General features: G+C 46.9%; 16 protein-coding genes. 6 read left to right on the forward strand and 10 right to left on the reverse strand.

Translation table 11 applies throughout. From position 1 onward, the window contains the following. Positions 1-174: 174 nt before the first annotated feature. The 3 genes from QUB37_RS04990 to QUB37_RS05000 all read left to right on the forward strand — a co-directional run bounded on the left by QUB37_RS04990 (position 175) and on the right by QUB37_RS05000 (position 8,636). Positions 175-6,840: a translocation/assembly module TamB domain-containing protein gene (locus tag QUB37_RS04990; RefSeq protein ID WP_333159691.1), complete on the forward strand. Its 6,666-nt coding sequence runs from the start codon at positions 175-177 to the stop codon at positions 6,838-6,840. A 342-nt stretch (positions 6,841-7,182) separates the two neighbouring features. Continuing rightward, a complete protein-coding gene (locus tag QUB37_RS04995; protein ID WP_333159693.1) occupies positions 7,183-7,548 on the forward strand; it encodes a hypothetical protein in 366 nt (121 codons plus the stop codon). A 125-nt stretch (positions 7,549-7,673) separates the two neighbouring features. Beyond that, a complete protein-coding gene (locus QUB37_RS05000; protein WP_333159695.1) occupies positions 7,674-8,636 on the forward strand; it encodes an Rpn family recombination-promoting nuclease/putative transposase in 963 nt (320 codons plus the stop codon). Between the two features lie 71 nt (positions 8,637-8,707). Here QUB37_RS05000 and QUB37_RS05005 read toward each other — a convergent pair whose 3' ends face one another. From QUB37_RS05005 to QUB37_RS05045, 9 genes are all read right to left on the reverse strand, one after another. Beyond that, positions 8,708-9,211, reverse strand: coding sequence for a DUF2243 domain-containing protein (locus tag QUB37_RS05005; protein ID WP_333159697.1), 504 nt, complete (start codon positions 9,209-9,211; stop codon positions 8,708-8,710). A gap of 251 nt (positions 9,212-9,462) precedes the next feature. Then, complete coding sequence (locus QUB37_RS05010; RefSeq protein WP_333159699.1) at positions 9,463-9,738, reverse strand: type II toxin-antitoxin system PemK/MazF family toxin; 276 nt, start codon at positions 9,736-9,738, stop codon at positions 9,463-9,465. After that, entirely contained in the window at positions 9,732-9,980 is a 249-nt protein-coding gene (locus QUB37_RS05015) for an AbrB/MazE/SpoVT family DNA-binding domain-containing protein (RefSeq protein WP_015174616.1), read from the reverse strand. The genes QUB37_RS05010 and QUB37_RS05015 overlap by 7 nt, the downstream gene beginning before the upstream one ends. A gap of 121 nt (positions 9,981-10,101) precedes the next feature. Further along, a complete protein-coding gene (locus QUB37_RS05020; protein ID WP_333159701.1) occupies positions 10,102-10,326 on the reverse strand; it encodes a hypothetical protein in 225 nt (74 codons plus the stop codon). After that, positions 10,313-10,609, reverse strand: a complete 297-nt coding sequence (locus QUB37_RS05025) for a hypothetical protein (RefSeq protein ID WP_333159703.1) — start codon at positions 10,607-10,609, stop codon at positions 10,313-10,315. The genes QUB37_RS05020 and QUB37_RS05025 overlap by 14 nt, the downstream gene beginning before the upstream one ends. Before the next feature lie 17 nt (positions 10,610-10,626). Next, complete coding sequence (locus QUB37_RS05030; RefSeq protein ID WP_333107999.1) at positions 10,627-10,869, reverse strand: YgiT-type zinc finger protein; 243 nt, start codon at positions 10,867-10,869, stop codon at positions 10,627-10,629. A 2-nt stretch (positions 10,870-10,871) separates the two neighbouring features. Continuing rightward, positions 10,872-11,141, reverse strand: a complete 270-nt coding sequence (locus QUB37_RS05035) for a DUF4258 domain-containing protein (protein WP_333159706.1) — start codon at positions 11,139-11,141, stop codon at positions 10,872-10,874. A gap of 302 nt (positions 11,142-11,443) precedes the next feature. Further along, on the reverse strand, positions 11,444-12,799 hold the full coding sequence (locus QUB37_RS05040; protein ID WP_333159708.1) for a serine/threonine-protein kinase: 1,356 nt from the start codon (positions 12,797-12,799) through the stop codon (positions 11,444-11,446). 74 nt (positions 12,800-12,873) lie between these two features. Continuing rightward, positions 12,874-13,014: a hypothetical protein gene (locus QUB37_RS05045; RefSeq protein WP_333159710.1), complete on the reverse strand. Its 141-nt coding sequence runs from the start codon at positions 13,012-13,014 to the stop codon at positions 12,874-12,876. A gap of 79 nt (positions 13,015-13,093) precedes the next feature. Between QUB37_RS05045 and ispG the strand changes: the two genes are divergently transcribed. Both ispG and ctpC read left to right on the forward strand, forming a co-directional pair. Beyond that, entirely contained in the window at positions 13,094-14,314 is a 1,221-nt protein-coding gene (ispG, locus tag QUB37_RS05050; protein ID WP_333159712.1) for a (E)-4-hydroxy-3-methylbut-2-enyl-diphosphate synthase, read from the forward strand. A gap of 346 nt (positions 14,315-14,660) precedes the next feature. Further along, positions 14,661-16,016, forward strand: coding sequence for a carboxyl-terminal processing protease CtpC (ctpC, locus tag QUB37_RS05055; protein ID WP_333159714.1), 1,356 nt, complete (start codon positions 14,661-14,663; stop codon positions 16,014-16,016). A gap of 384 nt (positions 16,017-16,400) precedes the next feature. Here the strand turns inward: ctpC and QUB37_RS05060 are convergent, their stop codons facing one another. Beyond that, entirely contained in the window at positions 16,401-16,586 is a 186-nt protein-coding gene (locus QUB37_RS05060) for a DDE transposase family protein (protein WP_333159716.1), read from the reverse strand. A 300-nt stretch (positions 16,587-16,886) separates the two neighbouring features. Here QUB37_RS05060 and QUB37_RS05065 point away from each other — a divergent pair, with 300 nt between their 5' ends. Beyond that, positions 16,887-19,406 (forward strand): heavy metal translocating P-type ATPase, encoded by a 2,520-nt coding sequence (locus QUB37_RS05065; protein WP_333159718.1) that lies wholly within the window; start codon positions 16,887-16,889, stop codon positions 19,404-19,406. Positions 19,407-19,582 lie beyond the last annotated feature (176 nt).

Raw genomic sequence — 19,582 nt, forward strand, 5'->3', positions numbered from 1 at the left:
CCTGGAGTAGGGGCGTGCCTTTTGCGTGCCTTCGATCCTGGGATCGGCACTTCCTACCTCACTTTTGAGTCTACCAAAGGCAGAAGCCATCCTGGCGAATCACAGAGATTATACCTGTCTCCAATCGGCTGATTCCCTATAATTTCTGAATTCTCTGATTTCTGAGAAACACCCATGACTAACTCGGACGATAACAAAAATCAACTCGCACCCCATCCCCACCGCCGCTGGTGGCGTCTGGTGCTGCTTAGCGGTACGGGATTGGGCATTATCGCCTTGGTTGGGGCGGCGCTAGGATACCAGTGGGTGCGGGAAAAGTTAGCTCCTTTGGTGGAAACTGAAGTCAGTCAGTTGCTGAAGCGGCCTGTACAACTCGGACGTTTGGAGAGATTTTCTCTGACAAGTTTGCGGTTTGGCCGATCGACTTTACCTGCAACTCCTACCGATCCGGATTACGCTTCTACAGAAGCAGTGGAAGTGAAATTTTCAATCTGGCCACTGCTGTTCACCCGCACTCTCAAATTAGATATTACCTTAGTTAAACCCAACGCTTATATCGAACAGGATGCTAAAGGCCGCTGGGTTAATATTCCAACTGCGGAGCAAAAATCTCCGGGTTTATTTAAAACTGAAGTTGAAGCAATTCGAGCTGAAAATGCCAGCGCGCTTTTGGTGCCGAGTTCCCCAGTCGGACAGACAACTTCGGCTCCGATTTCTGTAAGTCTGAAAAATGGCAGTGCTCTATTTCGCGACCAAAATCAGCGCATTCTCTACGAACTTAACGGTCAGTTTACTAACAACGATAATTTTATAGTAAAAGCGGATTCTCTCTTACCTGCAGCTCAAACTAACCTGCAGTTGCAAGGTCAAAATTTGCCTTTACCCGAACTCGATCGATTGCTGAAAGTTCGCGGTATTTATTTACAAAAAGGTCTGGCTAACGGCAATTTGACAGTGCAACTGCGAGACAATAAATTATCGGGAATTACCGGAGCGGCTAGTTTTGCAGGAGTGCAAGCGAGTATTGATCCGCTGAAACAAATCATACAAAATACCAGCGGTCAGTTGCGGTTCCAGGGAACTAATTTGATTGTCGATAGTCTGGCGGCTAACTACGGTTTAATTCCGCTGAGAATAGCAGGAACAGTTGCAACTGGAACTAATTTTAATCTCCAACAAGCTAGCTTCAATCTGACAACTAACGTGCAACCAGTCGATTTTGCAAGTGTTGTCAGTGCGGTGGAAACAGAGTTAGGGCAGAAAGTAGTATTGCCCGTGGCTGTGGCGGGGGAAGTGAAGGCGGATGCCAAGCTGACTGGAACAGTTGCAATGCCGGTGCTGACAGGTACGATCGCCTCGACAAAACCCGCTACGGTCGATCGACTGCAATTAAACAATATTAGCACTAATTTTAAATTGGAACGCGGGAGAATGGCTCAAACCCCAACTCCCAATTCTCAATCTTCTATTCCCCCGTTTTCCTCTTTAGCTTTGACTTTGAGCGATATTTTGGTAGTCCCGGCGGCGGGGGGTAAAATTAGCGGCAAAGGTGAAGTCGATATTGCTTTGGGAAGTAAGAATTCGGCATCGGGTTTGGTGTTTGACTTCCAAGCTGAAAATGTACCTGCAGATGCGATCGCCCAAATTTACGATCTCCCGATTCCTGCTACTGTTCAAATTGGCACTGTCTCCGCAAGAGCTCAAATTTTCGGCCCGTTAGAAAACATTCAAGCTAGAGTTCAATGGCAAGCACCGCAAGGGACTTTCCCCGCTGCGGGCGAAATTCGAGCCGGAGGAAATTCGGCGGATTTGCAAAATACAGTTGTGAAAATTGGCGACGCTTCTGTTAACGTGGATGCGGCGTTAAAAGACGGTCAGTGGCAAGCTTTGATCGAGGGCGATCTCGTTGATATCAACAGTTTGCAGCAAGTCGTACCAGGGCTTAATTTGCCTCCTGAACTAGCGGGTTTGTTCAGCGGAACTGCCGAAGCTGCGGGAACTCTGGACGATTTGAGTTTAAATGCGATCGCTGCGAGGGGAAAAGGAACGCTGAATATTGCTGACAGCATTGTTGATGTTAATGGCGAACTACAATCGGGCAGGTGGCAAGTTTTTGGCAACACTGAAAAAGTTGCTATCAATCAATTAATTGATATTGGCTTGCCGTTTTTAGCACGGGAAACGCCTGCCAATCTCGACAATCTAAAATCCCAAGTCCAAACTCTAAAATCGCTCGGCGGACAGCTAGCGGGGGAATTTAGAGTGGCGGGAAATGTTGACAATTTGACTGCTGGTGGCATCAATGTTACTGGAAACGGTAGGCTCAATTTTGCCGACAGCAATGTCAATTTACAAGGAGAATTGGTAGCTGGAAACTGGCAAGCAACAGCAGAAACAGATCGCACTTCCATCAACCGCTTGGTAGATTTGACACTGCCGATTTTAGATGTGGCTTCAGCATTCAATCCCGAAAATCAGCAATCTGCCAATCTCAACAATCTCAAATCCAAAATCCAAAATCTAAAATCGATTGACGGACTGCTATCGAGTCAATTTACAGCATCGGGAAGTCTTGACAATTTGACTGCTAGCAGCATCAATGCCAGCGGCAGCGGCAGACTCAATCTTGCCGGCAGTGATGTTAATTTTAAAGGAGAATTGGCAGCGGGAAACTGGCAAGCAACAGCAGAAACCGATCGCACTTCCATCAACCGCTTAGTAAATTTAGGATTGCCGCTGTTAGATGTTGGCTTAGCTTTCACTGCTGACAATCCCCAAACAGTCGCCAATATCAATAATCTAAAATCCAAAATCCAAAATCTTAAATCGCTTGACGGACAAATATCCAATCAAATTCAAGCCAGTGGCAATCTTGATAATTCAACCGCCCCCGACATAGCCGTCAACAGCAGCGGCAAACTCAATATAGCGGACGGTACTATTGCTTTTAGAGGTAAATTAGAAGACAGACGCTGGCAAGCTTTCGCCGATGCCGATCAAGTTATTCTCAGTCGCTTAGAACAAACAATCCGCAATACCCAACTCATTACCCTAGCGGCGACTTTGCCTGAAGGATTAGACGGCAGAATTAACGGCCAATTCCAAGCAGCGGGTAGTTTGGATAACTTGACAGCAAAGGGAATTAGTGCTAGCGGGGAAGGAGTGATTGTGGTCGATCGACTCGGGGCGATCGATACTACGGCAAAATTAGAAAACGGCAACTTGGAAGCATTGCTGGAAACCAACGGAATTGCCGTCAGTAATTTAGAACAAACCCTCAAACAAACAGGTTTGCTGACAGCGGATTTACCGCCAGAAATTAACGGAACCCTCGACGGCAAAGTCCGCATTTTGGGAACAGTAGATAATTTAACCGCCAGCGGCATCACTGCCAACGGCGACGGACAAATTCGACTCGCCAACGGCGGAGGAATTGTCAATGCTGAGGGCAGCGCCGCATCGGGGAATTGGCGCGCGTCAATCGAGGGCGAGCAAATTGCTCTAAGCCGCTTCCAGCAAGCATTTGAGTCGCAGCGCCAAAGCTTGCAAAGCGGAGGTGTAGTATCTGGTGCCCAAAATCTCCCCCAGCTTGGAGGACTGTTTAACGGCAATATTAATTTATCCGGCCCGATTGCCGCTTCCCCACAAAATGTTCGCGCCGGCGGCAGTTTCCGCATCTCGGAATTGCCGTTTTTGAAACAACCTTTTGAGGCAGTATTTAATTGGGACGGCCAACGGGTGGAAATTGAGAACGCCACAACTCCCGGTTTGACAGCAAACGGCTTTGTTAACGTCGAACTCGAAGGTAAAGGAGGGCCCTCAATTTCCAACGTAGATTTGGATGTCAAACTCGCCAACTTTAACCTGGCAGCGTTACCAACTGAACAACTCGGATTTTTGACAGCAACTAATGTCAACAATCCTTCACAGAACAACCAGCCTCTGCGCGGCAATGTCGATTTTACCGGCCGCCTCAGCGGAACCCCCGCCGCCCTCAACTTAGTTGGCGACGTGGAAGTGCGGGATTTAGCAGTAAATCAAATCGCTTTTGACCCGGTACTGGCGGGGAGTGTGAATGCGGATGCTGGGAAAAGTGTAGATTTGCGTTTGGCCGGCGCCAGCGACAAAATCGAAGTAGCTTTAAATGAATCTTTTCTGCCGACATCTTTCTTAATTAAACGCGGGGAATCCGTCGCTAGTGGTCAAACCGAGGGAGAAACTTTGCGAGTTAATTTAAGCGATTTTCCCCTGGCTGCTTTGAATCTCACACCGGGGAAACAGGCCGGTTTGGGGCCGATAACCGGTACGGCGTCGGGACAAGTGAATGTGTCCGGTTGGAAGATGCCGTTAAATCCGGCGACTTTGGAAGCAAGCGGACAAATTGCGATCGCCCAACCGGCGATCGGCTACATTAAAGGTGACAGTTTCCAAGCCGAATTCAGCTACGATAACGGCGTCGCTACTCTCACAGATGGCATATTCCGCCAAGGCAGCGGTCAATACTTAATTTCCGGCAAGGTTGAAACAGGCGAAAACCCGAAATTTGCCGGGAAAGTTAAGGTACAGGAAGGCAAGTTGCAGCAGGTTTTAACCGCTTTGCAATATTTCAATTTAGGCGACTTGGCGAGAGGCTTAAAACCTCCGGTTTACGCTAGCGCCGCCGACGTGCAAACTGTAGGGGTGGGAGAACCAGAAGCCCCGCTAATCGAACAGTTGCGCCGCTTGGCAGAAATAGAAGTAATTTTGCAGCAGCAGCAGGCAGTAAAATCCTCAGAAAAATTGCCTCCCTTATCTCAATTGCAAGGCACTTTTGACGCAGAAATTGCTGTCGCCGGTTCGTTGGAAACGGGTGTGGAAGCTCAATTTGACGTGGAAGGTGATAACTGGCAGTGGGGAGAATATGTCGCTGAAAAGTTCAGCCTTGAAGGTAGTTTTCAGGACGGGATATTAACTGTTTTGCCTTTGGAAATTCGATCGGGCAAAAGTGCGATCGGCTTTTCGGGACAACTCGGGCAAAAAGCTCAATCCGGGCAGTTGCGGGTAGAAAATGTGCCCGTGGAAGAGTTGGCAGAACTGGTGGAATTGCCTTTTGTGGATGTCACAGGAGATTTGAATTTGCGGGCGAATTTGGCCGGCAGTTTGGAAAACCCACAAGCCACCGGGGAATTGAGTTTGGTTGACGGTACGCTAAACGGAGAACCGATTAAACAAGCCGACGGCAGTTTCAGTTATAGCGATGCCCGCCTGAATTTTGGCGGCAGCGCTTTGGTAACTCAAACCGAACCGATTGAAGTGCAGGGAAGTTTGCCTTTTGAGTTGCCGTTTGCAGCGGTGAAAGCTGATAGCAATCAAATTGATTTGAGGGCGAATTTGCAAAATGAAGGTTTGGCAATTATTAATGTATTGACTCCGCAAGTTGCGTGGGTCAGCGGTCAGGGACAGGTGCAAATTCGCGTGGGAGGGACGCTGCAAGATCCTGTAGCGCAAGGAATTGCGAATTTTGAAAATGCAACCGTCCGCGCGCAAGCCTTCCCAGAACCGCTGACAGGGCTGACTGGGACGGTGCGCTTTGAGGGCGATCGTATTCGGGTAGAAGGAATTCGGGGACAGTTGAGTCAGGGAGAAGTGGTCGCCGCTGGCGTGATTCCGCTGTCTGTGCCTTTTGCTGAGGGCGATGTCGATGTGGCTAATCCTTTGACTGTAAATTTAGACAAGTTGGCAGTGAACCTCAGAGGATTGTACAGCGGCGGCGTAGTCGGTCAAGTGCAGGCAAGGGGCACGGCTAGGCGTCCGCAGTTGAGCGGTAATATTGAACTGTACAACGGTGAAGTATTTCTCCGGAGTCCCGGCGCCGGTCGAACTGAGTTAGCTTCTTCCTCTTCTGCTTCTGATTCTGATTCGACATCTTCTGCTTCCCCTGCGACTGAGGTTTCTGATTCCCCTACAACTGAGGTTTCTGCTTCTGGTGCAACTCCGACTTCCCCTTCCTTTGAAGTTGGATTGAACGATTTGCGGCTGAATTTGGGCCGGGGAATTCGGGTAACGAGTGCGCCGATATTGAGTTTTCAGGCGACTGGGGGTTTGACGGTAAATGGAACTTTAGATGACCTTCGCCCGGAGGGTACGATTCGGTTGACTTCGGGGTCGGTGAATTTGTTTACAACGCAGTTTAAACTCGATCGAGGATACCCGCAGACTGCTACCTTTGTACCAACACAAGGACTCGATCCGACGCTGGATGTGAGATTAGCAACTTCGGTGCAGGAAGTAACGCGGTTCCGCACTCCCGGCACATCTGTAGCCTCTGAAATAGCAGACGAACCGACAACTTTCGGCAGCGTGCGGAGTGTCCGAGTTCAAGCGTTAGTGCAGGGAAGAGCTTCTCAGTTGGGGGAAAATCTGGAGTTAAGGAGTTCTCCGAGTCGATCGGACACAGAGATTGTAGCGCTGTTGGGTGGCAGTTTCGTGCAGACTTTGGGACAGGGAGACAGTACGCTGGCGATCGCAAATTTAGCGGGTGCGGGTTTCTTGAACAACATTCAATCTGCGATTACTAACGCCACAGGATTGAGCGAATTTCGCTTATTTCCCACTCGGATTAGAGGCAACGAAGCACAAGCTGCTAGTTCCAGTTCTGGTGCGGGTTCTCTGGGTTTAGGTTTAGAAGTTGGGTTTGACATCACGCGCAATATTTCAGCATCAATAATTCGAGTGTTGTCAGCAAATCAACCGACTGAATTTACTGTGCGCTATCGATTGAGCGATAAACTTTTACTCAGGAGTTCCAGTAATTTTCAAGGAGACAACCGTGTCACTGCTGAATATGAAGTGAGGTTTTAGGCATCAGCCAACAACCAACAGCCAAAAGTCAGCAGTCATTAATTGTCGCCAAGGCAGCGACAGCGGAGTGAACTAATAGCATATTCTGCCATACCACCGTGTATCCCGATCGATATAAAACCAATTATGTAGGGGAACGGCATTTTCGTGTCCGGCGCGAGGCGAGGCGACTTTTAATAATTGGCATAAAATTAAGGACTGTAGCAAGACTTTTTTAAATGGGCATAACCGAACATCATAATCGCAATTCCCCATACTCATTACCAATTAATTTGCTATAATAGTAAGAGCAGCAAATTGGTACTGCTAACCCCACACACAAGGTTAGAGGAGTTAAGTCAAATGGCAAACAAACTCCAAGTTAATACAGAGTCGATCGGCTACAGCGACTTTTACTGGAACCGATTTAGTCCGAGAGTTGCGACTATCAGCAGCGTCCGCAACGCCAATCACTGGGACGGGGGATTTATCGCCTATATTGCATTTCCCACAAAAGTAGAAGCTACAGCAGCAATGAAGTATTTGCTCTTGCATCAAAAAGCTGCTGATGTCGATATGCGGAAAGCCAAGCGAATGAAAGCAAAAGGCATTCGGTGGGAACTCAAAATTCGGGGTTTAGCTTTTAATGAAGTCCTGAAGCTTGCAACTATGGATATAAATGGAAAGCTAGAGATGTCCGCTGCAGCTACTACTCAAGCCACAGGCTGATAATTGAAAAACTTCGTAGTTGCGCTAAGGGTGGTAAAGCGCAACTACCAACCTAAAAATTCCTAAAATATTGCATTTTTCTTCTTCCTTTTTCCCTCTTCCCTCTTCCCTCTTCCTTCTATAATATGCGTTTCATCAGCCCCAAAACAGACTTTGCTTTCAAAAAAATATTCGCTTCTTCCGAACACCCTGAAATTTTAATCAGTTTCCTAAATGCAATGCTGTATAACGGAGAACCAACAATCCAAGAATTAGAAATAATTGACCCTTATTCAGCAGGAAGCGTTACAGGATTGAAAGACACTTACCTGGATGTCAAAGCCAAGATTACCGGGAACAAAACCGTGATTGTGGAAATGCAGGTACTCAACGTCGCCGCCTTTGAAAAACGGGTAGTATACAATGCAGCCAAAACCTATTCTACTCAACTAAAAGCCGGAGAAGGTTATTTAAAGTTAAATCCAGTCATTGCTTTAACCATCACGGATTTTATTTTATTTGAAAACACCGAAAAACTAATTTCAAATTTTGAATTCACCGAAACTGAAGAGAAATTCGTTTATCCCAACTGCGAGTTAAAGTTAGTGTTTGTCGAGTTACCGAAATTCAAAAAAGAATTGAATGAACTCGAAACTTTGCCGGAAAAATGGATTTACTTTATGAAAAACGCGCCCTCTTTGGAAGCAGTACCAGATACATTGGGGTCTATTGAAGAGATTAATACTGCGCTGGGAATTGCCAACCGAGCAAATTTGACACTAGACGAATTGAATGATGTAGATAAACGAGAAATGTTTATCCAAGACCAAATCGGGTCTGTGATGAAAGGGATAGAAATTGGTCTACAACAGGGGATTGAACAGGGAATACAACAAGGAATCGAACAAGGAATCGAAAGGGGTAAAATTGAGGGGGAAATAGGATTAATTATGCGTCAGATAGTGCGGCGGGTGGGTGATGTTACACTGGAAGTTCAAACTCGCATCCAGGGGTTATCTGGGGAACAGTTAGATGATTTGGGAGAAGCTTTGTTGGATTTTAGGAGTAAAGAGGATTTGATCGCGTGGTTGGATTCGGCGGCGGGATGAACTGATGAGTTAAAAAGAGATTCGGGGATTTTTAACGTGGATTTGATAGAATTCCCAATCTCTGCATTCTTTTAAATTTTAGTATCTGCGGGAACTTCCCTCTGTACCAGCATCCAACCTAACAGCGCTAAACTAACTCCAAGAATGAGAAATCCTAAATCCCAAGCTAACTCGTTGATACCGGGTTTGACGTGGTGGATTCCCAAAATGTGATGGTCAACAATGCCTTCAACAAAGTCAAATAATCCAGCACCAATTAATATTGAACCGAAAAAAGTTTGAGTTGACAAAGGAACATCTTTGCGATTCACAGCACGCCACAAACAGAAGATTCCCGCCACTGTTACCAACCAATCCGCAGCGTGAAACAATCCATCTCCGAGGGTATTTAATTCTAAACCGGCAACGGTAGCATCGGTTTTAACGCTGCTAAACATATGGTGCCACTGGAGGAGTTGGTGCAGCACAATTCCGTCAAAAAAGCCGGATTGACCGATACCGAGGAGAATTCCGGCGATAATTAGAGGTCGGCGGTTGTTAACAGCGGTGGTTGGTGCGTTTGTGCGATCGTCCAATGGAAAACCTCCGATGCTTTAAATGCTGAGCCTGGGTCTGTGAAGGGATTTGCCAGTACATTTTTTAGTTTTGCTGGGGAGGAGGGGCGATCGCATCATCCGCGAGAGAGATTTCTGGATACTCTTGATGCTTAATGCCAACTACAAATCTAGTTTATAATTTGATTAACTATTCATCAACAGTCATATTCTCAAACAAAATAGGTTGAATTCGCCTCAAAACTTCCTCAATTATATCTGATCGACATTCACTAAGAAAACTTGCCTGCCTTGCGCGATAATCTTGCATAACGGAGTTGATCCGTCATAATTACACCTGTTATCGCTTCACCTTCGGGAATGGGGACATAAAACGGATTTTTGCGTTGTGTGTTGCTGATGGGACAAACAAACACAAACCCCATTTTTTGGTTAAATTTAGTTTGACTCACCACCAGTGCAGGCCTAGTCCCCATTTGTTCGTGTCCTGATTGAGGGTCAAAATTGAGGCGAATAAAATGACCTCGTTCGGGGATATAGTTTACCAAACTTCCTCTCCTTCTGGTTTTCCCCAAGAGACTTCTTCGCTAGATTCTATTTCGCCTGCCAATAATTCATCTAGGGTATACTTTGATATTTTATTATTTACAGGCTCTATGACCAGTTTCCCATTTTCTATGCTGCAAATTACTGAATCTTCGGCTTTAAGGTTGAGAAACTTTACTATGTAGTCTGGTATTGGCAAAGCCAAGGAATTACCTAATTTGCTGATGTGTATTTTGGCTGTCATACATTTGCGATGTTAACACTCAGGTTTATTTATTGTAACAGAATATTGGGCGGGGCGGGTTTATTGAGATTGCTGTTTATAAACATAGAGGTTGGTGAACCTGCCCCTACAGAACCTTTGTCTATGCAAATACTGCTTCTACGGCTTTCGGCAATTCAATCGGCACGAAATACGCGACTGGATACAAATAATCTTCGCCGGATTCATCAATAACTCGGATAAATTGATGTTCCGCAGCGTGATTATCCGGTATTATTCGATAAATTTTTCGCACTTCCAATGATGCTTGATAGTCTTGATTGTTAATGCAAACTACAAATTGTGTTTCTAAGTTAAACTTCAACATATTTGCATAAAGTAGTCAGTTCAGAAGCAGTTGCATCTGTCAACAAAATCGTCCCCTCAGTTGTCAATTCCCATCTATCGCGAGGCGAACCTGTTTCTATATATCGCTGAACCAAGCCATCAGCAGCCAGTTTTTTTAAGACAACCATCATGTCAGGTGCTCGCGGTACATCTCGACGGGAAAGTGCTTTCGCGAGTTCGTACCAACTCCAGTTTCCTTGACCTTTAGCTACTAATTCCAGCAGCACTAATTCAAGCTGGGTTAATTGAGTTAGGTTTTTCATTTTTTTTCTCGTATAACTTATCCAACGCGAAAAGATTGCCCCATCGCTTGGAATTCTTGAGTCTCTTCTCGCTGCAATTGCTGTCTAATTTTGGCAAATTTCCTAACTGTTTCCACAGAGTACAACCGTTCTCCACAGCTTAGGCAAACTTCAGCGGATACTTTTAAGATAGCAGTATGCTTGCCGCCCCGTAAAAGTTTATCCACTTCTTTGATAACTATTTCACCGCCGCAAATTGGGCATTTTTCTACAGATAGCATTGTTAATTTCTCCTTTGTATCCAATTAATCCATCGATTTGCATCTGGACGATAAACTGTGATTAGGATGGCTAGTTTATTACTAGGGACATAAGACCAAACACTGTGAATAGGATCGCCTCTAAAGCTTTCACCATAAATTAAGTATCGGGGATAGGGTTTTTCTTTGGGATAATTTTCAATGATTTCACCATAAAAGACGGAAAAGTAGATTTCATCAAATGAGAGATTATCATCCTCTGCTTCTTCATCAGCATGGTCTGTAATTCGCACCCGATTTTATAATATTGCTTCTATAATATCGTTGAGATTCATTCGTTGAAAGATGATTTGGCCGCGAGGGAGAGTGGGATGCAGAAAATCCAGAGTTTTTAGCGGTGGCTGAAAAATTTATTTTTGCTAACTGTTATAACCCGCAAGTGGCGGGGCAGATACTACAAGAAACTACGCGAAAGCCAAAAGTAAAGTGAGGACTGCCAGTGCCAGGTATCGGAAACGTAGAACTGGCGTGGTTTCGTGGTTTTTGCCTTTGTAATAAATCTTTATAAAATTCTGTAACCCTTAGATGTTACAGTCTACAAGTCTCGACGCGAGAGAAGAGAACGCCCCACAACAAGCCCCCCACCAACCACCCCATCAGTTAACTTTCCCTTCACACACGGGAGGTGTCCTATAGGTGCTTTGGTGTTGAATTTTAGATCATTATAGTGCAACCATTTACTACTATTCACACGCCAACCTACCCGATCGCCAAAAGCTGCCCAAATTTTCCGATCATATTCTCTGCTTCCCCCCAGACTTTCATAGATGCGTTTCTGCACCGAAAAGCCGAAACGTCCGTTACTGTATTTTACCCAAAGTTGGTCAATAGTTCGTAAGTCTTCACAGGGGAATCGATCGATATCTTCACCCCTCAGCCAGCCATCCTTTGTTCTCCCCGCTACTTCCAGCATTTTTCTTGCCGTTTCCCCATCCGCCTCTTGCCATTTTCCGCTAGCCAACAGCCGATCGAGTTGACGATAATCAACTCCTTTTGCTGAAATCAATTTTACAGGTTGGGGCGGTGGCTGCGGGCTAGGAATCGTTGGTGAAACACCCCCTCTTTGCCCCCGATTGCCGGGGGATTGGGGAAGCGTAGCCAACCATTTTTGAACCGACTGAGGGCGCTTTGTCTCATTCATTTCCATCCCTTTCATAATTGCCCGATGCACCGCATCGCTAATATTAGGATTAATCTGAAACGGCGGCTTTAAAGGATGATTTAAAGCTCTCATAAATGCAGGAGTTGGTTGTGTTTTCGTTAGCAAATAGTATAGCGTTGCTGCCAGAGCATAAACATCTGTGTACTCAGCAAATCTGCCCATTTCCCCGTACTGTTCGGGAGGCGCAAAACCATGTGTTAGCCCCAAAGTCATTTGCTGAGTGCGATCTGGAATAAAACCCCGTGCCAAACCAAAGTCAATCAAAACTGCATCAAAATTGTCGCGTACCATAATGTTTTGTGGCTTGATATCCCGATGTAGCAAACCTTTTTCGTGAACTACTATTACCGCTTCTGCCACTTGGCGGATGTAGTTTAAAGCTTCTGTTTCCCACAGGATACCGCGCTTTTCTACCAAATTCAACAAATCTTTCCCTGCCACATATTCCATCGCAATGCACGGCAAATTACCATCAATGAAATAGTTGTCTATTTGCACAATATTGGGATGTTGGCACAAAGATAGCAGTAGCGCCTCATCGCGAAATTTGTCCCGAAACCAGGCAAAATTTGGATCTCTCAATAAGTCGTCTTTCAGCGTTTTGATGACAACCCGCTGCCTGTTTGGCGCCTTCTGCGCTAGGTACGTGACCCCAAAGCCGCCCTCACCTAACTTGCCTTCAATGATATACCGATCGCCATTTAACCCCTGCCCCGGTGTCCAAACCATTCTCCTCACCGCCAACCAATATTAATTTTTATCTCGGCATAGCCTGTATTTTAACTGTATTTTCTAAGTTGGGTTTAGTTCCACGGGCCCAACTTCAGTTCGCCTTCCCGGTGATGGTTGGCTTTTAGTTCGATCGCCCTTTTCCGACATAATTCGATCGACAAATTCGGCACAATTTCATTAAGAATTCTAAATCCCAAAACCTCATTGCCCAAACTGACCGTTTCTGTGCAAACCTAAAAAACAGCAGACACAATTTTATAAACTCTAATTAAAGAACCCTAGCAACCAGTTATGCAAACTCTGCCGAACCCCACTAAAACCCTCACCACCGAACCAACCTTCGACACCACCATCAAACGCCGCAAAACCCGGCCCGTCAAAGTCGGTAGCGTGACGATCGGCGGTGGCAACCCCGTCGTCGTACAATCGATGATTAACGAAGACACCCTCGACATCGACGGTTCAGTCGCCGGAATTCGGCGCTTGCACGAGATTGGCTGCGAAATCGTCCGCGTCACCGTGCCCAGCATGGCCCACGCCAAAGCATTAGCCGAAATCAAGCAAAAACTGCACGCCACCTACCAACCCGTGCCCCTCGTCGCCGATGTCCACCACAACGGCATGAAAATTGCCCTCGAAGTGGCCAAACACGTAGACAAAGTGAGAATCAATCCCGGACTGTACGTGTTCGAGAAGCCGAAAGCCGACAGAAGCGAATACACCGACAGCGAATTCGCCGAAATTGGGGAAAAAATCCGCGAAACCCTGGAACCTCTGGTGATTTCCCTGCGCGACCAAGGCAAAGCTTTGCGAATCGGCGTTAATCACGGTTCCCTCGCCGAACGGATGCTTTTTACCTACGGCGACACGCCCGAAGGGATGGTGGAATCGGCCCTGGAATTCATCAAGATTTGCGAATCCCTCGACTTCCGAAATATCGTAATTTCCCTGAAAGCCTCCCGCGCGCCCGTGATGGTTGCTGCTTACCGCTTGATGGTGCACCGGATGGACGAACTCGGCATGGATTACCCGCTGCATTTGGGCGTCACGGAAGCAGGAGACGGCGAATACGGCCGCATCAAATCCACCGCAGGCCTCGCACCGCTGCTGACTGACGGCATCGGCGACACTATCCGCGTCTCGCTGACAGAGGCCCCAGAAAAGGAGATTCCCGTCTGCTACAGCATTCTGCAAGCTTTGGGACTGCGGAAAACGATGGTTGAGTATGTCGCTTGTCCTTCCTGCGGTCGCACTTTGTTTAATTTAGAGGAAGTGTTACACCAAGTGAGAGAGGCGACGAAGCACCTCACCGGTTTGGATATAGCAGTAATGGGCTGTATTGTCAATGGGCCCGGAGAAATGGCTGATGCTGATTACGGCTACGTCGGGAAGCAACCGGGTTATATTTCTCTGTACCGAGGCCGGGAAGAAATTAAGAAAGTGCCGGAAGACCGAGGGGTGGCAGAATTGATTGACTTGATTAAATCGGACGATCGCTGGGTCGATCCTTAATTGCTGTCGTTAGCGCAGCCCTCGGAGAGGATCGTCCCTAGGGAGTGTTTTTAAACCCGGAGATCCCCCCTAACCCCCCTTAGTAAGGGGGGGACAAGAGCGCTCAAAGTCCTTGTTAAGGGGGGACAATAACGCTCAAAGTCAACCCCTACTCCCCTTCTTAAGGGGGATTTAGGGGGATCGAGACTTTGATACAAACGAAAGAGATAGAAGGTTTCAGTCTTAAGTTGACACCGCAGAACTCGGCAAAGTTGAATAATATCTGTACGCCAAAGGCGAGCCGGCCTTGCCTGTGTTAGATTGAGCGTAATTATTCTGAACTCTTTTCCTCCCGCGCGTCAGACAAATGGTTATAACAAAACGAGGGCTTGTTCTAAGTGCAGCAGCAGTGGTACTCACTGCTGTAACTCTTGCGAACGCTGGTTGCAGTTCTAAATCTCTGGCTTCTTTTCGGGGAAGCCCTAAAGAGTTAGTTGATGAAGTTTGGCAAATTATTGACAAAAGTTATGTGGATGGCACTTTTAACCAGGTTGACTGGAAAGCGGTGCGGAATGACTATTTGAACCGGACTTATACCAGCGACGAGGCAGCTTACAAAGCAATTCGGGAAATGCTGAAGAAGCTGGATGATCCTTATACGCGGTTTATGGACCCTCAAGAGTTCAGAAATATGCAGGTTGAAACTTCTGGGGAACTGACAGGAGTTGGGATTCAGTTGACTCAAGATGAGGAAACTAAGAAGTTGGTGGTGATTTCGCCGATCGAAGATACCCCTGCTTTTAGTGCTGGTATTCTGGCAAAAGATATCATTACTAAGATTGACGGCAAGAGCACAGAAGGCATGGATACGAATCAAGCAGTAAATTTGATTCGCGGTCAGGTGAATACTGAGGTGACGCTGACTATTTTGCGGGACAACAAGGAATTAGACTTTAAACTGAAACGCGCTAAAATTGAAATACATCCTGTACGGCAGTCGGTACACAAAAGCCCGATCGGAGACATCGGCTATATTCGCTTAAATCAGTTCAGTGCGAATGCTGCATCGGAAATGCGATCGGCAATTAAGGATTTGGAACAGAAAAAGGTAACGGGTTATATTTTAGACTTGCGTTCCAATCCCGGCGGGTTGCTGTACGGAAGTATTGAAATTGCTCGGATGTGGCTCAAAGAAGGTACGATCGTCTCGACGGTCGATCGAGTCGGTGAGGCTGATCGACAAACTGCAAATAAGGCAGAACTCACCGACAAACCGTTAGTTGTACTGGTAGACGGCGGTTCAGCAAGTGCTAGCGAGATTCTATCCGGTGCTTTGCAAGACAACAAACGCGCGGTTTTGGTGGGAACAAAGACATTTGGTAAAGGTTTAGTTCAGTCAGTACGCGGCGTGGGAAATGGTGCCGGTTTGGCGGTGACAATTGCAAAGTATTTTACTCCCAACGGCACTGATATCAACCACGCCGGGATCGAACCAGATTTTAAGGTAGAACTCACCGACGCTCAAAAACAGGAATTGAGGCGCGATCGGGATAAAATTGCTACGACAGGCGATCCGCAGTACGCGAAAGCTATGGAAGTTTTGACACAGCAAGTTACTGGTAAAACAGGGAACAATAAGGCGGAGTCGAAACCGAATGCTGCGCCACCTAAACCGACTGCGGCGCAAGCAAAACCGAGTGCGGCACCTTCTAAATCTAAGTAGAAAACCTGTGTAGGGTTTCAGTTGAAAAAAAGCATTCGGGGGAAGATTTAAGGCTAAAAGCCAAGATTTTAAACTCGAATGCTTCGCTCTTTTTTGCAATGCGTCATTGCGAGTCATATCAAATCCGGTAGCATCGTCGGGCGTAAAATCCAGCCAAAAGTCAACCACGGACCGTGCAACCGAAATCGATCTAATTAATCTGCGTTAATCTGTGTTTATCTGCCTGTATCTGCGGTTTTAAAAAGAGAATGTATTAACCGCAGATGACAATGGATTGACGCTGATTCACGCAGAGGTCGAGAATAAATATATGAATAATTCCGATGCTAACAGATTTGATATCACGTTAGCTTTCGCGATGCGGAGGAAAGTAATAGTAATTCGTCATTGCGGCTGGCATTTACCTGCGCGAATTAATCCGATGCGGCGGGCGATCGCATCTTCAGGCGAATCGTAAGGGCCCCACTTTTCAATAATACTGGGGTTTTGTTCTTCGAGTTGCGCGATTGGCAAAATTTCGCAATTACCCGCAGGACGTTTGACAATATAAAATTTGGGTGTTTCTGTCATAGCTAAATTCGTCAAATAAAAGCTGGATACTAACTAGGCAATTGGCTCATTATATCAAATAGGCAAACAGCACTACCCTGCCCAAGGCGTGTCTTAGCGTTAAACTCGCAGTCCGACAGTAGTTGAAACCCCTACCGGACTGCGGATTTAACCGCATGGAATTAATAAGAATTAAAAAAAACTAACACTTTCGGAAGATGCCACAATATTTATCTATGATCAAAATATAGACATTTGTCTAAACAGGGCATTAAACCATTTCAAAAGTGGCGAAATATTCTAATCAATACCAAAAAAACCATGCAATTTTTGCCCAAAACAATCCCCGAAATTCAACCAGAAATCCTACCAGTTAACGAATCACCGCCAGAACTTGTTACTTTCGATGTCAGCGGGATGAAATGTGCCGGCTGCGCGAAAGCTGTGGAACGCCAACTCATGCAGTATTCAGGCGTAATTTCAGCTTGCGTTAACTTGGCCGTAGAAGTCGCGACGGTTGAGTGTCAACCGGGGGCTGTCGATGCAGAGGCTTTAGCGAAAAAGCTGACTGATAATGGATTTCCCTCTCAGTCTCGTTCTGGTGAAAATCAGCAGGAAGCCGAAGCGGCAACAATTGAACGGCGGGGGCAAGAAATTCGACAGCAAATCAAGCAATTGACGATCGCCCTAATTTTAATTATTCTATCCGGTTTAGGTCACGTACTCGGCACAAAAGCCCCTATTCTCAGCAATATTTGGTTTCACTGGGGACTCGCCACCCTAGCTTTGCTGCTACCGGGCCGCCCGATTATCGTTGACGGGTGCCGCAGTTTGTGGCGAAATGCACCCAACATGAATACTTTGGTAGCTTTAGGCGCTGTTACAGCTTACACCGCTAGCAACGCGGCGCTGCTGTTTCCACGGATGGGATGGGAGTGCTTTTTTGATGAACCGGTGATGCTGCTGGGCTTTATTTTGTTGGGCAAAACTCTGGAACAGCAAGCCAGACGGCGCGCTGCATCAGCTTTGCAAGCTTTAATCGCATTGCAACCTGCGAAAGCCCGCTTAGTTGATTTTAAACTTGCGAGTTTAGATTTGCGATCGGAAGAATTGCCTTTAGACTCGACATCTGCAGCCTACGATCCACAATACATTGAAATTCCAGCCGATCGCGTCCGAGTCGGAGAATGGCTGCAAGTTTTGCCAGGGGAAAAAATACCAGTAGACGGCGAAATTTGCGAAGGCAAAACAACAATAGATGAGTCGATGCTGACTGGCGAATCAATGCCGGTTTTGAAGCAACCAGGAGATACAGTTGCGGCGGGAACTATCAATAAATCCGGGGCAGTTGTGATGCGGGCAACTCGCACCGGTAAGGAAACAACTGTAGCTCAAATGGTGGCTTTGGTGCAGGCAGCCCAAACTCGCAAAGCGCCGATTCAAAATTTAGCTGATACTGTCGCCGGATATTTTGTTTATGGGGTAATGGGGATATCGCTTTTAACTTTCCTATTTTGGTATTTTGCCGGCACTCATATTTGGCCTTCTGTGCTTTTAGGACACGATATGGGGCATGGGGCAATGGGCATCGGGCATGGGGTATTGGGCATGGGAAATGAATTGCCAATTATCCATTATCAATCGCCTTTGCTGTTAAGTTTGAAATTGGCGATCGCAGTTTTAGTTATTGCTTGTCCTTGCGCTTTGGGACTGGCTACCCCAACTGCAATTTTAGTCGGTTCTGGCATCGGGGCGGAGCGCGGGCTTTTAATTCGCGGTGGTGATGTTTTAGAACGGGTACATCAATTAGATACGGTGGTTTTTGACAAGACTGGCACTCTGACAACCGGAAATCTCACACTCACAGATTATTTGCCGATTTTCCAGAATTCGGAGTGGGATTTGAACTCAGATATTAATGTTGGCAACAAACAAGATGTTTGTTCCACAATTGATGGAGTTTCTGGCAGAGTTGACTCAAAACTGCTGCAAATTGCGGCGGCGGTGGAGAGGGGCGCTTGTCATCCCATCGCCGCAGCGATTTTGCTGGAAGCTCAACAGCAAGGTTTGCCGCTGCTAGCTGCTGAGGATTTCTGCACGGAACCGGGATTGGGGGTTTCGGCTTTGGTGGAGGGCCGGCGGGTGTTCGCGGGAAATGCTGAGTGGATGAAAGAGCAGGGGGTCGCTGTGGCGACGGAATTGTCGGAGTCTTTGCAAGGCAAAACGGCGGTTTACGTGGCTTCTGAGGGCGTTTTGCTGGGGGTAATCGGGCTAAAAGATACTCTGAGGCCGGATGCTAAGGCGGCGGTGGAACGTTTGCGGGGCATGGGATTGCGGGTGATGATGCTGACGGGGGATACGCCGTCTGCGGCGGCGGCGACGGCGCAGCAGCTAGATTTGACGGCGGCTGATGTTTTGGCCGGGGTGCGGCCGGAGGGGAAGGCGAGGGCGATCGCGACTTTGCAAGCCCAAGGCTGTAAAGTGGCTGTGGTGGGCGATGGTATCAATGACGCCCCGGCTTTGGCTCAAGCTGATGTCGGTATCGGTTTGCACTGCGGCACTGATGTCGCAGTTGAGACTGCTCAAATTGTGCTGATGCGAAATGCTTTGATGGATGTTGTTGAGTCGATCGAGCTGGGGCGCGCTACTTTTAATAAGATTCGCCAAAATTTATTTTGGGCTTTTGGTTACAATACTCTGGGAATTCCGGTGGCCGCGGGTATATTGCTGCCTGCAACCGGAATTCTACTCAGTCCTGCCGCGGCCGGAGCATTTATGGCGTTTAGTTCTGTTAGCGTGGTTACAAATTCTTTGTTTTTGCGCCGGGGATTTCGAGCTTAAATTTAGGGATTGCATATAAAAGTCGGAGGCCATCGGTCATTAGCTAGAAACTAATGACTAATGACCTCATCCCAAGACGGATACAAGCCCCCCACACCAGGAGTCGAGACCAAAGAAGTTTCGACGTTAGTTCGAGGCCCCAGATTTATCTGTGGAGTCACTCTAAAATCTAAAAT

Source organism: Microcoleus sp. AT3-A2 (assembly GCF_036705685.1).
GTDB lineage: Bacteria > Cyanobacteriota > Cyanobacteriia > Cyanobacteriales > Microcoleaceae > Microcoleus.

Bases quoted from the DNA above. Each gene is read 5' to 3' on its own strand.
- QUB37_RS04990 (WP_333159691.1), top strand. From the start codon at position 175: ATGACTAACTCGGACGATAACAAAAATCAACTCGCACCCCATCCCCAC.
- QUB37_RS04995 (WP_333159693.1), top strand. From the start codon at position 7,183: ATGGCAAACAAACTCCAAGTTAATACAGAGTCGATCGGCTACAGCGAC.
- QUB37_RS05000 (WP_333159695.1), top strand. From the start codon at position 7,674: ATGCGTTTCATCAGCCCCAAAACAGACTTTGCTTTCAAAAAAATATTC.
- QUB37_RS05015 (WP_015174616.1), bottom strand. From the start codon at position 9,980: ATGACAGCCAAAATACACATCAGCAAATTAGGTAATTCCTTGGCTTTG.
- QUB37_RS05020 (WP_333159701.1), bottom strand. From the start codon at position 10,326: ATGTTGAAGTTTAACTTAGAAACACAATTTGTAGTTTGCATTAACAAT.
- QUB37_RS05025 (WP_333159703.1), bottom strand. From the start codon at position 10,609: ATGAAAAACCTAACTCAATTAACCCAGCTTGAATTAGTGCTGCTGGAA.
- QUB37_RS05030 (WP_333107999.1), bottom strand. From the start codon at position 10,869: ATGCTATCTGTAGAAAAATGCCCAATTTGCGGCGGTGAAATAGTTATC.
- QUB37_RS05040 (WP_333159708.1), bottom strand. From the start codon at position 12,799: ATGGTTTGGACACCGGGGCAGGGGTTAAATGGCGATCGGTATATCATT.
- ispG (WP_333159712.1), top strand. From the start codon at position 13,094: ATGCAAACTCTGCCGAACCCCACTAAAACCCTCACCACCGAACCAACC.
- ctpC (WP_333159714.1), top strand. From the start codon at position 14,661: ATGGTTATAACAAAACGAGGGCTTGTTCTAAGTGCAGCAGCAGTGGTA.
- QUB37_RS05060 (WP_333159716.1), bottom strand. From the start codon at position 16,586: ATGACAGAAACACCCAAATTTTATATTGTCAAACGTCCTGCGGGTAAT.
- QUB37_RS05065 (WP_333159718.1), top strand. From the start codon at position 16,887: ATGCAATTTTTGCCCAAAACAATCCCCGAAATTCAACCAGAAATCCTA.